General features: G+C 64.4%; 7 protein-coding genes. 5 read left to right on the top strand and 2 right to left on the bottom strand.

What is annotated here, in order from left to right; translation table 11 throughout:
* Positions 1-117: 117 nt before the first annotated feature.
* Both CIT39_RS27530 and malQ read right to left on the bottom strand, forming a co-directional pair.
* Complete coding sequence (locus CIT39_RS27530) at positions 118-1,917, bottom strand: glycoside hydrolase family 15 protein (protein ID WP_094977201.1); 1,800 nt, start codon at positions 1,915-1,917, stop codon at positions 118-120.
* A 30-nt stretch (positions 1,918-1,947) separates the two neighbouring features.
* Entirely contained in the window at positions 1,948-3,909 is a 1,962-nt protein-coding gene (gene malQ, locus CIT39_RS27535; RefSeq protein ID WP_094977200.1) for a 4-alpha-glucanotransferase, read from the bottom strand.
* Positions 3,910-4,113: 204 nt separating this feature from the next.
* Here malQ and CIT39_RS27540 point away from each other — a divergent pair, with 204 nt between their 5' ends.
* Genes CIT39_RS27540 through treZ form a run of 5 tightly spaced genes read left to right on the top strand, consistent with a single transcriptional unit; the run spans position 4,114 to position 15,326 of the window.
* A complete protein-coding gene (locus CIT39_RS27540; RefSeq protein ID WP_094977199.1) occupies positions 4,114-6,060 on the top strand; it encodes a maltotransferase domain-containing protein in 1,947 nt (648 codons plus the stop codon).
* Between the two features lie 11 nt (positions 6,061-6,071).
* On the top strand, positions 6,072-9,365 hold the full coding sequence (treS, locus tag CIT39_RS27545; protein WP_094977198.1) for a maltose alpha-D-glucosyltransferase: 3,294 nt from the start codon (positions 6,072-6,074) through the stop codon (positions 9,363-9,365).
* Positions 9,358-11,496: a 1,4-alpha-glucan branching protein GlgB gene (glgB, locus tag CIT39_RS27550; RefSeq protein ID WP_094977197.1), complete on the top strand. Its 2,139-nt coding sequence runs from the start codon at positions 9,358-9,360 to the stop codon at positions 11,494-11,496. Before treS ends, glgB begins: the two co-directional genes overlap by 8 nt.
* Positions 11,497-11,499: 3 nt before the next feature.
* On the top strand, positions 11,500-13,578 hold the full coding sequence (gene glgX, locus CIT39_RS27555) for a glycogen debranching protein GlgX (RefSeq protein ID WP_094977196.1): 2,079 nt from the start codon (positions 11,500-11,502) through the stop codon (positions 13,576-13,578).
* Positions 13,575-15,326 carry a malto-oligosyltrehalose trehalohydrolase gene (gene treZ, locus CIT39_RS27560; RefSeq protein ID WP_094977195.1) on the top strand — a complete coding sequence of 584 codons (1,752 nt, stop codon included), beginning with the start codon at positions 13,575-13,577 and terminating at the stop codon, positions 15,324-15,326. The genes glgX and treZ overlap by 4 nt, the downstream gene beginning before the upstream one ends.
* Position 15,327: the final 1 nt, after the last annotated feature.

The raw sequence follows: 15,327 nt of genomic DNA on the forward strand, positions 1-15,327 counted from the left end.
TGAGTCCGTTAATCGAGCCACGGGCTCGCTGTATCTCTCCCGCTTGCGGGAGCGGTCGCCGCGTAGCGGCGGGTGGAGGCAATCCAGCCCACGCCTGTCACGCGCTCGTCCAAGTCGCTACTTCGACCGCTGCATCGCCGGCTTCTCGCTCTTCTGCCTCGCCGTCGACAAATTCTGCGCCGTGTTGATCAGGGCGATGTGGGTCAGCGCCTGCGGGAAATTGCCGGTCTGGCGTCGCGCGACTGAATCGTATTCCTCCGCCAATAGCCCGACATCGTTCGCGATGCCGGCCACGCGATCGAGCAAGGCCTGCGCCCGGTCGAGATCGCCAGCCAGCACGTGGGCATCGGCCAGCCACAGGCTACAGGCCAGGAACGCGCCTTCGAGCGGCGGCTGCCCCGCCGGCAGCTCGCGCGGATCGTGCCTGAGCACGAAGCCGTCGCGCATCAAGCGTGTCTCGACCGCGGCGATGGTGCCGCGGATGCGCGGATCGTCGGGCGGCAGGAAGCCGACGGCCGGCAGCAGCAGCACACTGGCGTCCAGCATTTTCGAGCCGTAAGATTCCACGAAGGCATTTTCCTCCGCGTCAAATCCCTTGTTGCAGACGTCGCGATGAATGGCCTCGCGCAGGGCGCGCCAGTGCAGCAGCGGCGCTTTGAAGCCGAAAGTCTCGGCGCTCTTGATGCCGCGGTCGAAGGCGACCCAGGTCATCACCTTGGAGAACACGTAGTGCTTCGGCTCTCCGCGCCGCTCCCAGATGCCGTGGTCGGGCCGGTCCCAGACCTCGGCCAGATGCTGGAGCACCGCGCATTCCAGCGCCCAGGTCTCCTCGTCGAGCTTCAGCTTGGCCATGCGCGACTGGTGAAAGGCGTCGATCAGTTCGCCGTAGACGTCGAGCTGAAGCTGCGCATGCGCGGCATTGCCGACGCGCACCGGCTTGGCGCCTTCATAGCCGTCGAGCCAGCCCGCCTCCCATTCCAGGAGCCGCCGCTGGCCCCAGATGCCGTACATGATCTGCATGTTGCCGGGCGAGCCGGCGGCGGCGCGCAGCAGCCAATTGTGCCAGGCCGACGCTTCCTCGGTGTAGCCCGAGTTCATCAGCGCCAGCAGCGTGAAGGTCGCATCGCGCAGCCAGCAGAAGCGGTAATCCCAGTTCCTCGCGCCGCCGAGCTTTTCCGGTAATGACGTGGTGGGCGCGGCGACGATGCCGCCGGTCGGGGCGAAGGTCAGCGCCTTCAGCGTGATCAGCGAGCGCATGATGAGATCGCGATACTCACCGTCATGCGTGGAGCGGCCGCTCCATTCCTGCCAGAATTTCTCGGTCTCCTGGAGCGCGATGTCCGGGTCGATCGCTTCAGGCGGATCGAGATGCGAGGGGCCGTAGGTCAGCACGAACGGCACGGTCTCGCCGGCCCTCACCTCGAAGTCGGACACCGTGGTCAGGTCCTCCCCGCGGGTTTCGACCGGCGTGCGCAGCACGGTCATGTCCTGGCCGGCGATCGCCATCAGGGAATGGTCGATCCGCCGCACCCAGGGAATGTCCACGCCGAAGCCGAAGCGGATCACGAGCTCCATCCGCATCTTCACCGTGCCGTTGACCCCGCGTACCAGCCGCACGATGTCGGATGCCTTGCCGCGCGGCGGCATGAAGTCGATCAGAGCGACGGTCCCGCTCTTCGTTTCAAAACGCGTTTCGAGGATGAGGGTCTCGCCGAGATAACGCCGCGATGTCGTCGTGACGTCCTCGCCAGGCGCGATCAGCCAGCGCCCGTTCTTGTGGGTGCCGAGGATGGCGGCAAAGCAGGCGTCGGAATCGAAGGCGGGCCAGCACAGCCAATCGATCGAGCCGTCGCGCCCGACCAGCGCCGCGGTCTCGCAATCCCCGATCAGCGCATAGTCTTCGATTTTCTGGGTCAATGTCTTTCGCGCCTGGAAATCCCCGCCCGATCAACTCCCGCCATTCCGCGAACGTTCCCGCGTTGCCGCTCGCAAGGCCGTGAGGTCGACCTTCGAGGCAATCTGGTCGAGCGCGACGGGAAGTCGCTGGCGCCAGTTCGGATGTTCGTCGATCGTGCCGGGAATATTGGGCTGGTCGAGCACGCCGAGCAGATCCTCCATCGACACCGCGAGCAGCCGCGACGGCGTGCGCGACAGGAATGCAAGCACCGAATAGAGGTCGTTGGCGGTAATGCCGTTCTGGCGCAGGATCTCGTCGAGCATGCCGAGCGCATCCCAGCGGTCCTGCTCGTTCTCGCCCGGATCGAGCCCGAGCGAGCGCTTTACCTTGAGATCGCTGAAGGAGCGCCAGCCCGCATAAGTGCACAGATCGTGCGTGTTCAGCGTCACCAGCGCGTTCGGCCTGTAGAAGTCGGTACTGCGGAAATGTCCGGCATCGTCACGCTCGAACATCATGACGAGATAAGACCAGATGCCGAAATCCTGCATGGTTTCGCGGAAACCTTCCGGCACGGTGCCGAGATCTTCACCGATCACGATGCACTTATGCGCCGCGCTCTCGCGCGCGATGGCGCCGAGCAGCGCCTCGAACGGCATCTGCACATAGGCGCCGTTGTCGGGCTTGAAGCCGCGCGGCACCAGATAGAGCCGCTTCAGCCCGAGGACATGATCAATCCGGATGGCGCCGGCATGGCGCATCGAGGCCGCCAGCATATCGGCAAAGGGCACGAAGGACTGCGATTCCAGGCCACCGGCATTGAAGCCGGCGAGACCCCAGTCCTGACCGGCGGTGTTGAGCACATCGGGCGGCGCGCCGACGGCGAGATGACGCGAGATCGCAATCTGCTCGTTCCAGGCATCAAAGCCGTTGGACTGCACGCCGACGGCGACGTCGAGATACAATCCGACCCGCATACCGAGCTGGCTGGCAAGCTCCTTGGCCGCATGCAATTGGTTGTCGGCCGTCCATTGCACGAATTCGACGAACTCGACCTCGCGCTTGTCGGGACCGTTGCGCAGCTCGGCGCATTTGGCGTCGTCCGGCTGCTGCCATTCCACCGGCCATTCCCACCACGGCGACACGAAACGATGGCGCAGCACCTCGAAGCAGGCAAAGCGGGACAACAGCGGCGCGCGGTCGGCGCGGAATGCGTCGAACTGATTGCGGCGGGCGCCGCTCGCCTTTGTCACGAAAGCGTCAAAGGCGGCGCGCAAAGCCCGCCATTTCAGCGCCGCCATGTCGGCATAGGGGACCCGGTCGCCCTCGCGCAGCCGCGCGGCGGTCGCTGCGGCATTCGGCACGAGGTCTGCCGAGAATTCGGGGATCGCCTCGACGTCGATATAGAGCGGGTTGAGAAACAGCCGGCTGTTCGGCGAATAGGGGCTGCAATCGGCCGGATGGTCGTCGAACAGGACATGCAGCGGATTGAGCCCGACGCCGTCTGCCCCGAGCTGCTTGGCAAGCCGGACGAGACCGGCCAGATCGGTGAAATCTCCGATGCCCCAATTCCGGTCCGAGCGAATGCTGTAGAGCTGCACGGCGAGCAGCCAGCCACGGTCGAAATCACCGCCGAAGGCCCGCTCGGGCGCCACGATCATCGGGACTTCTTCCGTCGCACCTTCGGCGTCGGTCAATGTCAACCGATGGTAGCCGAGCGGCAGGTCAGCAGGCCATGCGATCACGGGCTCGCGCGTCTCGCCTTGCGCGATCACCTTCGCGTTGCCGGTGATTGTCCATTTGAGGGGCACCCCGCCGGTGGCCGCCAGCTCGGTCCGCGAATGTCTCAAGGCGCGAAGCACCACGGGTCCCTCGACGAAGCGATAGACCCGCTTTTCCGGCAGGGCGTCGAGGATGGATTTGAGCGCCACGGGATCGGTGACCCGCAGCTTTCCGAGGGCATCCACGAATTCGGATTGAACGCCCTTGATCTGGGCTTGAGCTAAAAGATCCATTCGGCACGCAGCTTGCAGGCCATTCTCTGGCCGGGGGCATTGATTTTAACGAGGTCGCGGAAGAGGTTAGTGAGGGGTAACTCGCAAGCCGCGCCTGCCGTTCCCTTGGGAACCAATGACACACAAGCGGCTTTCTATAGTGGTATCAAGTGTAGGTTCCCGGCAAGGGAAACGGGCTCCTGCTTTCTTGTCAATGGCATCACCGTGAACAAGACAATTCAAACTGTCGAGAGCGCCGCTGCCGGCAGCGCTTTCCTCATCGAAGACATCTATCCCCTGATCGATGGCGGCCGCTTCGCCGTGAAACGGATCGCGGGCGAACGGGTCGAGGTTTGGGCCGACATCTATCGCGACGGCGACGCCGTGGTCGGAGCCGCGCTGATCTGGCGACAGGAGCAGAACCGGGAATGGCGGAGCGAGCCGATGATCCATCACGGCAATGACCGCTGGTCCGCCGCATTCACGCCGGTCGAGCCCGGCCAGTATGTCTATGCGATCGAAGCCTGGACCGACGAGTTCGCCACCTGGTCGCACGGGGTCGCGCGCAAGCAGCGAATGGGTGCTGATATCAGCCTCGATGCGATCGAAGGGGCCGGGCTCCTGACCAAGGCGCATGGCGCGCGACAGGACGCCGCGACGGTCATCGTCAGGCAGTGCGAGGATTATCTTCAGACTGGCGATGTCACCCCGCTGCTTGCGGCCGAGCTCGGCGATGCCATGGCGGAGAGCCAGTCCCGGCCTGACCTGACCCGCTCGCAGCCCTTCCCGCTGACCGTCGACCGCGACAAGGCGCGCTTCGGCGCCTGGTATCAGATGGTGCCGCGCGGCCAGAGCCAGGTCGCAGGTCAGCACGGCACGCTGCGCGACTGCATCGAGCGCGTGCCGGATATCGCCGCGATGGGTTTTGACGTGCTCTATTTCACGCCGATCCACCCGATCGGCCGCACCCGTCGCAAAGGCCGCAACAATGCGCCGGTGGCGACCGAAGGCGATCCCGGCTCGCCCTACGCGATCGGAGCCGCCGAGGGCGGTCACGATGCGCTGCATCCCGAGCTCGGCACCATCGAGGATTTCCGCGCGCTGGTCGCAACCTGTCTCGAATATGGCCTCGAACTCGCGCTCGACTTCGCCGTGCAGTGCTCGCCGGACCATCCCTGGCTGACGCAGCATCCGGAATGGTTCAAATGGCGACCGGACCGCTCGGTGCGGGCGGGCGATGGCCTTTATTCCGACATCGTGATCCCCGATTTCGCATCGGTCGATCGGGCTGGACTGTGGAATGCACTTCGCGACGCCATGCTGTTCTGGATCGACCATGGTGTCACCATCTTCGCCATCGACAATCACGACACCGCGCCCTTCCCGTTCTGGGACTGGCTGATCCGCAACATCCGCCGCCGGCATCCCGAGGTGATCCTGTTCTCGAAGACGTTTGCCCGGCCGAAACTGATGAAAGGCCTCGCCAAGCTCGGCTTCGCGCAGTCGTTCACCTATTTCCCGTGGCGCACGACAAAATGGGAGCTGGAGCAATATCTCGGCGAGCTGACGCGCTATCCCGAGCGCGACTTCTATCGCCCGAACCTGTTCGTCAACACGCCCGACCTGCTGCCCTATCATCTCCAGAGCGGCGAAGCCTGGGCGTTCAAGTCGCGCGTCGCGCTGGCGGCGACGTTGTCGGGCAGTTACGGCCTCTACAGCGGGTTCGAGCTGCTGGAACACGAGGCGATCCCCGGCCGCGAGGAATATCTGGATTCCGAAAAATACCAGATTCGGCAACGCGACTGGGACCGGCCCGGCAACATCAAGTCCTACATCGCCGCGCTCAACCGCGTCCGCAACGACAATGCCGCGCTCCAGCAAACGGCGAACCTGCGTTTTGTCGGCATCGAAGACGGCGAGACGATCGCCTTCGTCAAGGAGGCGGCCGATCCTGCCAACACCGTCGTGATCGTGATTGCTCTGTCCCGCCATGTGCGTGAATTCTGGCTGCCGCTCGGCGACCTCACTGTTGACGCGAGCGGTCAGCGGCACCATGTCACGACACTCGAAAACCTTCTCACCAGCGAACAGTCCCACCTCGAATGGGGCGGGATCAGGTTGCGTATCGATCCCGACCGCGATCCCGCGCTCCTGTTCCGCTGCCTGGCGTAAGGGTTCACGCCATGAATGTTCTGTCTTCCGTCGACACCAAAAAAGCCGAGGCTGCCGAGATCGTGGACGAGCTCTGGTACAAGGACGCCATTATCTACCAGCTCCACGTCAAGGCGTTTGCCGACAGCAATCATGATGGCATCGGCGATTTCGCCGGTCTGACCGAAAAGCTGCCCTATCTGCAGGAGCTCGGCGTCACCGCGCTGTGGCTGTTGCCGTTCTACCCCTCGCCCGGCCGCGACGACGGTTACGACATCGGAGACTACGGCTCGGTCAATCCCGATTTCGGGACCATGAAGGATTTCAAGCGCTTCATCCAGGAAGCGCAGAAGCGCGGACTGCGCGTCATCACCGAGCTCGTCGTCAACCACACCTCGGACCAGCATAACTGGTTCAAGCGCGCGCGCCGCAGCCCCGCAGGCTCGAGCGCCCGCAACTGGTATGTCTGGAGCGACACCGACCAGAAATACCAGGGCACGCGGATCATCTTCACCGACACCGAAAAGTCGAACTGGACCTGGGATCACGAGGCCGGGGCATTCTACTGGCACCGCTTCTTCTCGCACCAGCCCGACCTCAATTTCGACAATCCCCGCGTGGTCAGCGCGCTGATCCAGGTGATGAAGCGCTGGCTGGACGCCGGCGTCGACGGCTTCCGGCTCGACGCCATTCCCTATCTGTGCGAGCGCGAGGGCACCTCGAACGAGAACCTTCCCGAGACGCATGCGATCATCAAGCGCTTGCGTCAGGAGCTGGATTCCTACTCCAAGGGCAAGCTGCTGCTGGCCGAGGCCAATCAATGGCCGGAGGACGTACAGGAATATTTCGGCCGTGGCGACGAATGCCACATGGCCTACCACTTCCCGCTGATGCCGCGCATCTACATGGCGATCGCGCAGGAGGACCGCTTCCCGATCACCGACATTCTGCGCCAGACGCCCGACATTCCCGCGAGCTGCCAATGGGCGCTGTTCCTGCGCAACCATGACGAGCTGACGCTGGAAATGGTCACCGATGTCGAGCGCGACTATCTCTGGACCACCTACGCCAACGACCCCCGCGCCCGCATCAATGTCGGCATCCGCCGGCGCCTCGCGCCACTGATGGACAACGACCGGCGCAAGATCGAGCTGATGAACTCGCTGCTGCTGTCCTTTCCCGGCACGCCGATCATCTATTACGGCGACGAGATCGGGATGGGCGACAACATCTATCTCGGCGACCGCAACGGCGTGCGCACGCCGATGCAATGGAGCCCGGACCGCAACGGCGGTTTCTCGCGCTGCGACCCGGCGCGACTCTACGCGCCGCTGATCATGGACCCGGTCTACGGCTACGAATCGGTGAACGTCGAGGCGCAGTCGCGCAGCCTGTCCTCGCTGCTCAGCGCCACCAAGCGGCTGATCTCGGTGCGCAAATCAACGCTCGCCTTCGGCCGCGGCACCATGACCTTCATCCGTCCGGCCAACCGGTCCGTGCTCGCCTATGTCCGGCAGTATCGCGGCGAGGTCATCCTCTGCGTCGCCAATTTGTCGCGTGCCGCGCAAGCAACCGAACTCGACCTGTCGCCATGGAAGGACCGCATCCCGCAGGAAATGCTCGGCCGCAGTCGCTTCCCCGCGATCGGCGAACTGCCCTACATGATCACGCTGGGGCCCTACGGCTTCTACTGGTTCCAGCTTCAGGAGCGCGACAAGTCCGAGCCGGTGACGCCACGCGCGGTGCCGGAGTTCGAGACGCTGGTGGTGCCTCTGAATTCCAACTGGGTGTCGCTCGCCCGCGAGCGCGGCGTGTTCGAGCGCGAGGTGCTGCCGGGCTTCTTGTCGCGGACGCGATGGTATCCCGAGCACAATCCCAAGCACATCAAGACCAGGCTGACCTCTGCGGTGCCGTTCTGCGACATCGGCGACAACAGGCCTTGGATCGCATTCTTCGAGACGACAGAGCAGGACGCCGCGTCGCGCTACGTGCTGCCGATGCAGATCGAGTGGGTACGCTTCGATCGCGAGCGCTTCAACCCGAGGGCGCTCGCCGCCGTGCGCCAGGGCGCGCGCGAGGGCACGCTGCTCGACGTTGCTACGGACCAGATCTTCATCGGCCTTTTCCTGCGCAACCTGTCGCAGAATCTGGTGGTGGAAGAGAACAATCTGCGGCTCGAATTCAGGGCGACCAGCCGCTTCGGCGATTACACCATCAAGGAGCCCGAACGCATCCGCACGATCGAGCAGGCGAACAGCACCGCACTGGTCGACAACCAGTACGTCGCCAAGATCTACCGCCAGCTCGATAGCGGCATCAACCCCGAGATCGAGATCGGCCAATATCTCACCGAGGTCGCGCGATTTGCCAATACGCCGGCGCTGCTCGGCAGCGTCGAGCTGGTCGAGGGCGACCAGCGCAGCGCGCTCGGCGTGTTGCATGCCTATGTCGAGAACCAGGGTGACGGCTGGATCGTGACCACGGGTTATCTCGATCGCTATATCGACGAGCAGCGCGTGCTATCGGCAGGCGAAGCGCCCCGCGAGACCCAGGAGCAAGCGCCTTATCTGCACTTCATCGCGCAGATCGGCCGGCGGCTCGGCGAGCTGCATGTTGCCCTGGCGGCGGCAAAGTCGGACGAACTCGCCCCGGAACCGATCGGCTCCACGCACGTCAAGCGACTTGTGTCCGACCTCAAGGCGCGGGCCGAGCGGGTTTTCGAACGGCTGACGGACAGCCGCGACGACCTGCGGGAGGCGCACCGGCCGCTTATCGACCGGCTCGCCGCCATGCGGGCATCCCTGCCCGACCACCTGGATGCGCTATTGCCATCCGGGATCGGCGGTCTGAACATCCGTCATCATGGCGACTTCCGCCTCGGGCAGACTCTGATCGTGAAGGACGATATCTTCATCATCGACTTCGACGGCGATCCGCGCCTGCCGCTGGCCGACAAGCGTCGCAAGCTGCCTGCCGCGCGCGACGTCGCCGGATTGATCCGCTCGATCGACCTTTCGGTCAACGCGGCGCTGAGCCGGGCGCTCACGGGGGCCTCCGACGAGCAGGGCCGGATCACCGCCGCGCTCGGCGAATGGCGCGAGCGCGCCGCCGCGACCTTCCTGTCCGCCTATCGCGAAGCCATGACCGATCGACGGCTGTGGCCGGAGGATCGGAAATCCGCGGAAAGCCTGTTAAGGTTTTTCCTGCTTGATCAAGCGTTCAATGAAGTAGAGTACGAGCTGTCCAACCGGCCTGAGGGGCTCCATGCGCCGCTGACCGGACTGCTTCGCATTCTGTCAAGCACCGGGAGCGAAGCCCATGCCTAAACTGCCTGCCGAGGCCTATGCGATCATCGAAGGCCGCCACTCCGACCCCTTCCACTATCTCGGGCTGCATCCCGAGGGCGACAAAAGCGTGGTGCGTGCCTTTCTTCCCGAGGCCTCGAATGTCGAGGCGGTCGGCGAGCATGGCGAAGTCGCTCCGCTCGACCGCGTGCATGATGCCGGGCTTTTCATCGGGGCCCTGCCCAATGGCTCGAAGCACTATCAGTTGCGCGCGAAATTCGCGGGCAATGTCGTCGAGTTCGAGGACGCCTACCGGTTTCCGCCGATCCTGACCGATTTCGACCTGTATCTGCTCGGCGAAGGCACCGATCAGCGCCTCTACGACAAGCTCGGGGCGCATCCGATGCGTCTCGAAGGCGTCGACGGCATCGGCTTCGTGGTGCTGGCGCCGAACGCACGGCGCGTGTCCGTGGTCGGCGATTTCAATTTCTGGGACGGGCGGCGCCATGCGATGCGGGTGCGCGGCGCCGGCTATTGGGAATTGTTCGTTCCGCATGCCAAGGCCGGCGACCACTACAAGTTCGAGATCATCGGGCCGCACGGTCATCTGCTGCCGCTGAAATCCGATCCGATGGCATTTGCGAGCGAGGTCCGTCCGAAGACCGCCTCCATCGTGTTCGACGAAGCGCATTTGCCGCGGCCGCGTCCGGCGCCGGACGGCATCAACGCGCTGTCTGCGCCGATGTCGATCTACGAGGTGCATCTCGGCTCGTGGCGTCGCAAGAACGGCGATGAATGGCTGACCTATCGCGAGCTGGCCGAACAGCTGCCGGCCTATGCCCGCGACATGGGCTTCACCCATCTCGAATTCCTACCCGTGAGCGAGCATCCCTTCGACGGATCATGGGGCTATCAGCCGACCGGCCTCTATGCGCCGACCAGCCGCTTCGGGACTCCTGAGGATTTCGCCGCCCTCGTCGATGCCTGCCACCGCGAGGGTGTCGGCGTGCTGCTCGACTGGGTGCCCGGTCACTTCCCCGACGATCCGCACGGGCTCGGCAGCTTCGACGGCACCGCCGTCTACGAGCACGCCAACCCGCTGCAGGGCCGCCATCTCGACTGGGGCACCTTGATCTACAATTACGGCCGCACCGAAGTGACGAACTTCCTGGTGTCGAACGCGCTGTTCTGGATGGAGCGCTATGCGATCGACGGCCTGCGCGTCGATGCCGTCGCATCCATGCTCTATCTCGACTACAGCCGGCCACCCGGCGCCTGGATTCCGAACCAATATGGCGGCCGCGAAAACATCGAGGCGATCAATTTCCTGCGCCGCGTCAACACCGAGGTCTTCGCGCGCTTCCCGCAGGCGACCACGGCCGCCGAGGAATCCACCGCCTGGCCGCAAGTCTCGCGCCCGGTCGAATTCGGCGGGCTCGGCTTCGGCTACAAGTGGAACATGGGCTGGATGCACGACACGCTGAACTACATCAGCAAGGACCCGATCCATCGCAAGCACCACCACGGCGACATCCTGTTCGGCCTGCACTACGCCTTCTCGGAAAACTTCATCCTGCCGCTCTCGCACGACGAGGTCGTGCACGGCAAGCGCTCGATCCTCGGCCGCATGCCCGGCGACGAGTGGCAGCGCTTTGCGAATTTGCGCGCCTATTACAGCTTCATGTTCGGCCATCCCGGCAAGAAGCTGCTGTTCATGGGCGCGGAAATCGCCCAGAGCCGCGAATGGAATCACGACCAGTCGCTCGACTGGCACCTGCTCGAATACAAGTCCCATTCCGGCATCCAGTCGCTGATCCGCGACCTCAACCGGGTCTATCGCGCGGTGCCGGCGCTGCACCAGATGGACTGCGACCAGGCCGGCTTCGAATGGGTCATCACGGACGATGCCAACCGCAACGTGTTCGCCTGGTTGCGCAAGGGCATTGACGACCATTCGCGTTGTCTGGTGCTCGTCAACTTCTCACCCAACGTCTATCGCGACTATCGCGTGCGCGTGCCCATTGCCGGCAAGTGGAAAGAAGTGTTCAATTCGGACTCGGCCCATTACGGCGGCACCAATGTCGGCAATATCGGCGAGGTCCAGGCCGCTGACGGCGAGCTTCGTCTCACCATTCCGCCGCTCGCCGCGATCTTCCTCGTTCCGGAAAGCTGAGACATGCGCCTGACTGCCGGATCGCCCGCACGCCTCGGCGCAAGCTGGGACGGACGCGGCACCAACTTCGCGCTGTTCTCGGCCAACGCGCAGAAGGTCGAGCTATGCCTGTTCGACAGCCAGGGCCGCCGCGAGCTCGAGCGCATCGAACTTCCGGAGCGCACCGAGGACGTCTGGCACGGCTATCTCAACGACGTCTCGCCCGGCCAGCTCTACGGCTACCGCGTGCACGGCCCCTACGAGCCCGAGCACGGCCACCGCTTCAACGCCAACAAGCTGCTGCTCGACCCCTATGCCAAGCGGCTCGCCGGGCGGCTGGTCTGGAGCGACGCGCATTTTGCCTACCGCACCGGGAGCCCGCGCGAGGATCTGTCGTTCGACCGCCGCGACAATGCCCGCGGCATGCCCAAGGGCGTCGTGGTCGACGAGACCTTCAACTGGGGCCGCCGCGAGATCCGTCCCAACATCCCATGGGAAGACACCGTCATCTACGAGGCTCACGTCAAGGGATTGACGCAGAAGCGCGACGACGTGCCGCCGAACCTGCGCGGTACCTATGGCGGGCTGTCCTCACCGGCGATGATCGAGCACCTGAAGAAGCTCGGCGTCACCACGGTCGAGCTGCTGCCGGTGCACAGCTTCGTCGACGACCGCATCCTGGTGGAGAAGAAGCTCGCCAATTACTGGGGCTACAACACGCTCTCCTTCTTCGCACCAGAGCTGCGCTACGCCCAGGACAATGCACTCGACTCCTTCCGAACCACGGTGGCGCGACTGCACGATGCCGGCATCGAGGTGATGCTCGACGTCGTCTACAACCACACCGCCGAAGGCAACCATCTTGGCCCGACGCTGTGCTATCGCGGCATCGACAACGCATCCTATTACTGGCTCAATCGCGAGAACCCGCGCTATTACGACGACTTCACCGGCTGCGGCTCGTCGGTGAACCTCACCCATCCGCGCGTGCTGCAGATGGTGATGGATTCCTTGCGCTACTGGGTCGAGGTCTGCCACGTCGACGGCTTCCGCTTCGACCTCGCCACAACGCTCGCGCGCGGACCGAACGGTTATGACCGCGGCAGCTCGTTCCTGACCGCGATCCGGCAGGATCCGGTGCTGGCGACGGTCAAGCTGGTTGCCGAACCGTGGGACCTCGGCCTCGGCGGCTACCAGGTCGGCGCATTCCCCTCGCAATGGTCGGAATGGAACGATCGCTATCGCAGCGCCATGCGCCGCTACTGGAGCGGTGAAGGCAGCCTGATCGGCGACATCTCCAGCCGGATGACGGCGTCCTCCGACCTGTTCAACCACGATGGCCGGCGGCCGCGCGCCAGCATCAACCACATCACCGTCCACGACGGCTTCACGCTCGCCGACCTCTTCAGCTACAACGAGAAGCACAACGCGGCCAACGGCGAGGACAACCGCGACGGCTCCAATGACAACCACAGCAACAATTGCGGTGTCGAAGGCCCGACCGACGATCCGAAGATCCTCAGCCTGCGCCGCCAGCTTCGCAAGAACGTGCTGGCCTGTCTGATGCTGGCGCAGGGCGTTCCGCTGATCCTCGCCGGCGACGAGGTCGGCAATTCGCAGTCCGGCAACAACAACGCCTATTGCCAGGACAACGAGATCGGCTGGGTCGGCTGGGACAATCTCGGCAAGGAGAGCGACGACATGATCGATTTCGTCAGCCATCTCGCCGACATCCGCCGCCGGTTCTCGCAACTTCGTAGCCATCGCTGGCTGGACGGCCGCCCGGCCGACGGCGTGTCCTACGGCGCATTGTGGCTCACGCCTGCCGGCGACGAAATGACGGAGAACGACTGGAAATTCCCGGAAGGGAGATTCCTTTCCTACGTGATGGGCCCGGTGGAACCGGGCGGGGCTGCAATCTTTATCGTACTGAACGCCGCCCCCGAAGAGATCGAATTCAAATTGCCAAAAATGACCGAATACAAAGGCTGGCAGCAGATCCTGAACACGACGGATGCCAAGCTGAATACGATCGACTTCCTGCCCGGCAGCGACAGCAAGGCGCCGCCGCGCTCCGTGCTCGCCTTCGCGGGGGCGCTATGAGGCCGTCCTTCGGGGCGAAGCCTATGAAGGACGGCGTGTCGTTCCGCCTCTGGGCGCCTGCCGCGCGCCGCGTCGACCTCCTGCTCGAACGAAGACACGCGATGCAGCGCCGGCAGGATGGCTGGTACGTGGCAGAGATTTCCGGCCTCACCGCCGGAAGCGCCTACAAGTTCAGGATCGACGACGAGATCGACGTGCCAGATCCCGCTTCGGCTTTCCAGCCCGAAGATGTGTTCGGCCCGAGCGAAGTGATTGATCACGACGCCTTTGCATGGCGTGCCCGCGATTGGCGCGGCCGTCCCTGGGAAGAGACGGTACTGATCGAGGCCCATGTCGGCACGTTCACGCGGGAAGGCACCTACCGCGCCATGATCGACAAGCTCGATCATCTCGTCGCAACCGGCATCACTGCACTGGAATTGATGCCGCTGGCCGATTTCGCTGGCCGCCGCGGCTGGGGCTATGACGGCGTGCTGTGGTATGCGCCCGACAGCGCCTATGGCCGGCCCGAAGACCTGAAGACGCTGATCGACGAGGCGCATCTGCGCGGGCTGATGGTCTTCCTCGACGTCGTCTACAATCATTTCGGCCCGGAGGGGAATTATCTCGGCCGCTACGCGCCGGCCTTCTTCACGGATGCGCACACGCCCTGGGGCAGCGCAATCGACTACCGCGTGCCTCAGGTGCGCGCCTTCGCGGTGGAGAACGCGCTGTCCTGGCTCACCGACTATCGCTTCGATGGCCTCCGGCTGGATGCCGCCAACCACATCGTGGCGATCCCCGGCGAGGTATCGATGCTGCAGGATCTCAGCGCTGCCACTGGCGAGCTTTCGAAGGCGACGGGCCGGCACATCCATCTCGTGCTGGAAAACGGCGACAATCGCGCCTGCCTGCTCGACGCGGCGCAGGAGCCCCCGAACGGGAAATATCGGGCGCAGTGGAACGACGATTATCATCACGCCTGGCACGTGATGCTGACCAGCGAACTCGCCGGTTACTACGCGGATTATCAAACGCCGCGACTCGATCTCGCCCGCGCGCTGGCCTCCGGCTTCGTCTACCAGGGCGAGATTTCGGAGTTCTGGGGCAAGAAACCACGCGGCGAACCGAGCGGCGAGCTGCCGCCGGCGACCTTCGTCAACTTCCTGCAGAACCACGACCAGATCGGCAACCGCCCACTCGGCGACCGGCTCGAAAGCCTGGCATCGCCGCAGCAGATCGAAGCGGCGCTCGCCGTGACCCTGCTCGCACCGATGGTGCCGATGCTGTTTCAGGGCGAGGAATGGGGCTCGACGGTGCCGTTCCCGTTCTTTTGCGATTTCCAGGGCGGCCTTGCCGACGCCGTCCGCAAGGGGCGCAGGCAGGAATATGCCTGGGCCTACGAGAAATACGGCGACGAGGTGCCCGACCCGCTCGATCCCGCCACGCTGCAATCGGCGGTGCTCGATTGGACCGGCCGCACGCAGCAGCACGACGCAAGGCTCGCGCTGGTCCGGGAGCTGCTCGCGCTCCGCCGCAAGGAGATCATGCCGCGACTGAAGGGCGCGAGCTTCGGCGCGGCCGAGGCGGCCGACAACGGCCTGCTCACCGCGCATTGGCGCATGGGCGACGGCACAGAACTGCGCCTGACCGCCAATCTCTCGGACCACGAGATCACATCCAGTGTCGGCGCAGGCACGACGATCTGGGGCGAAGAGACCGGCGGCCGGCTTCCGCCCTGGTCGGTCATCTGGCGCCTCGGAGGTTAGC

The sequence above is a fragment of the Bradyrhizobium symbiodeficiens genome, from assembly GCF_002266465.3.
Taxonomy (GTDB): Bacteria; Pseudomonadota; Alphaproteobacteria; order Rhizobiales; family Xanthobacteraceae; genus Bradyrhizobium; species Bradyrhizobium symbiodeficiens.